1 rRNA gene is annotated in these 3350 nt (G+C 52.1%); it reads right to left on the reverse strand.

The annotated features are described in order from the left end of the window. Positions 1-123: 123 nt before the first annotated feature. A 23S ribosomal RNA gene (locus C2846_RS18375) occupies positions 124-3013 on the reverse strand. Between the last annotated feature and the right edge of the window lie 337 nt (positions 3014-3350).

The raw sequence follows: 3350 nt of genomic DNA on the forward strand, positions 1-3350 counted from the left end.
TAGCTTTCACGCCATCGCGAATTGGGTGTTGTGATTGAAGCACATGCTAGGTTTGCAATCTCATGTGGAGTTCCACATTGTCTGTACGGTGTCTTGCCACACCCCAGATTGCTTGGGTGTTATATGGTCAAGCCACACGGGCAATTAGTACTGGTTAGCTCAACGCCTCACAACGCTTACACACCCAGCCTATCAACGTCGTAGTCTTCGACGGCCCTTTAGGGGAGTCAAGCTCCCGGTGAGATCTCATCTTGAGGCAAGTTTCCCGCTTAGATGCTTTCAGCGGTTATCTTTTCCGAACGTAGCTACCCGGCAATGCGTCTGGCGACACAACCGGAACACCAGAGGTTCGTCCAACCCGGTCCTCTCGTACTAAGGTCAGCCCCTCTCAAATCTCAAACGTCCACGGCAGATAGGGACCGAACTGTCTCACGACGTTCTAAACCCAGCTCGCGTACCACTTTAAATGGCGAACAGCCATACCCTTGGGACCGGCTTCAGCCCCAGGATGTGATGAGCCGACATCGAGGTGCCAAACACCGCCGTCGATATGAACTCTTGGGCGGTATCAGCCTGTTATCCCCGGAGTACCTTTTATCCGTTGAGCGATGGCCCTTCCATACAGAACCACCGGATCACTAAGACCTACTTTCGTACCTGCTCGACGTGTTGGTCTCGCAGTCAAGCGCGCTTTTGCCTTTATACTCTACGCACGATTTCCGACCGTGCTGAGCGCACCTTCGTACTCCTCCGTTACTCTTTGGGAGGAGACCGCCCCAGTCAAACTACCCACCATACACTGTCCTCGATCCGGATAACGGACCAGAGTTAGAACCTCAAAGTTGCCAGGGTGGTATTTCAAGGTTGGCTCCACGCAGACTGGCGTCCACGCTTCAAAGCCTCCCACCTATCCTACACAAACAAATTCAAAGTCCAGTGCAAAGCTATAGTAAAGGTTCACGGGGTCTTTCCGTCTAGCCGCGGATACACTGCATCTTCACAGCGATTTCAATTTCACTGAGTCTCGGGTGGAGACAGCGCCGCCATCATTACGCCATTCGTGCAGGTCGGAACTTACCCGACAAGGAATTTCGCTACCTTAGGACCGTTATAGTTACGGCCGCCGTTTACCGGGGCTTCGATCAAGAGCTTCGCCGAAGCTAACCCCATCAATTAACCTTCCGGCACCGGGCAGGCGTCACACCCTATACGTCCACTTTCGTGTTTGCAGAGTGCTGTGTTTTTAATAAACAGTTGCAGCGGCCTGGTATCTTCGACTGGCATGGGCTTACAGAGCAAGTCCTTCACCCTCACCAGCGCACCTTCTCCCGAAGTTACGGTGCCATTTTGCCTAGTTCCTTCACCCGAGTTCTCTCAAGCGCCTTGGTATTCTCTACCTGACCACCTGTGTCGGTTTGGGGTACGATTTCTAGTTACCTGAAGCTTAGAGGCTTTTCCTGGAAGCATGGCATCAACCACTTCGCATTCTAAAAGAACGCTCGTCATCAGTTCTCGGCCTTGAGATCCCGGATTTGCCTAAGATCTCGGCCTACCACCTTAAACACGGACAACCAACGCCGTGCTGGCCTAGCCTTCTCCGTCCCCCCATCGCAGTAACTAGAAGTACGGGAATATTAACCCGTTTCCCATCGACTACGCCTTTCGGCCTCGCCTTAGGGGTCGACTCACCCTGCGTCGATTAACGTTGCGCAGGAACCCTTGGTCTTCCGGCGAGGGAGTTTTTCACTCCCTTTGTCGTTACTCATGTCAGCATTCGCACTTCTGATACCTCCAGCCAACTTCTCAATTGACCTTCACAGGCTTACAGAACGCTCCTCTACCGCTCATCCTAAGATGAACCCGTAGCTTCGGTGTATGGTTTGAGCCCCGTTACATCTTCCGCGCAGGCCGACTCGACTAGTGAGCTATTACGCTTTCTTTAAAGGATGGCTGCTTCTAAGCCAACCTCCTAGCTGTCTAAGCCTTCCCACATCGTTTCCCACTTAACCATAACTTTGGGACCTTAGCTGACGGTCTGGGTTGTTTCCCTTTTCACGACGGACGTTAGCACCCGCCGTGTGTCTCCCGTGCTCGCACTCGCTGGTATTCGGAGTTTGCATCGGTTTGGTAAGTCGGGATGACCCCCTAGCCGAAACAGTGCTCTACCCCCAGCGGTGATACACGAGGCGCTACCTAAATAGCTTTCGAGGAGAACCAGCTATCTCCGAGCTTGATTAGCCTTTCACTCCTATCCACAAGTCATCCGCTAACTTTTCAACGGTAGTCGGTTCGGTCCTCCAGTGCCTGTTACGGCACCTTCAACCTGCCCATGGATAGATCGCCCGGTTTCGGGTCTATACCCAGCGACTAAACGCCCTATTAAGACTCGGTTTCCCTACGCCTCCCCTAGACGGTTAAGCTCGCCACTGAATATAAGTCGCTGACCCATTATACAAAAGGTACGCAGTCACAGAACAAGTCTGCTCCCACTGCTTGTACGCATACGGTTTCAGGTTCTATTTCACTCCCCTCACAGGGGTTCTTTTCGCCTTTCCCTCACGGTACTGGTTCACTATCGGTCAGTCAGGAGTATTTAGCCTTGGAGGATGGTCCCCCCATGTTCAGTCAACGTTTCACGTGCGCCGACCTACTCGATTTCACGGCTAAGAGTCTTTCGTGTACGGGGCTATCACCCACTATGGCCGCACTTTCCAGAGCGTTCCACTAAACTCAAAACCGCTTAAGGGCTGGTCCCCGTTCGCTCGCCACTACTTGGGGAATCTCGGTTGATTTCTTTTCCTCAGGGTACTTAGATGTTTCAGTTCCCCTGGTTCGCCTCACACACCTATGGATTCAGTGTGTAATACCCGTCTTATGACGGGTGGGTTTCCCCATTCAGACATCTCCGGATCAAAGGTTGTTTGCCACCTCCCCGAAGCTTTTCGCAGGCTACCACGTCTTTCATCGCCTCTGACTGCCAAGGCATCCACCGTATGCGCTTATTCACTTGACCATATAACCCCAAACAATCTGTCAATCGGGCGAACCCGTTTAACACATCGTTAGAAGTCTGGCCGTGACACTGATTCACGACAATCCGGAACTTGCACTTGAGATTACAAGTTTACCTTAGCCACATCGCATGCAGTGAAACATGCCATGTGCTGTACTTCTATCACATTACCCAAATTTTTAAAGAACGTTCTGGTTCAAAGACCAGACAGCAATGATCACCAACTACGGATCATTCTTGTCTGAACTCTGCGGCGATATATGAGCAGTACCTGCTGCTGACCATCTACTGACCAACTGCGAGATGGTGGAGCCAAGCGGGATCGAACCGCTGACCT

The sequence above is a fragment of the Pseudomonas jilinensis genome (genome assembly GCF_003586265.1).
Classification (GTDB): domain Bacteria; phylum Pseudomonadota; class Gammaproteobacteria; order Pseudomonadales; family Pseudomonadaceae; genus Halopseudomonas; species Halopseudomonas phragmitis.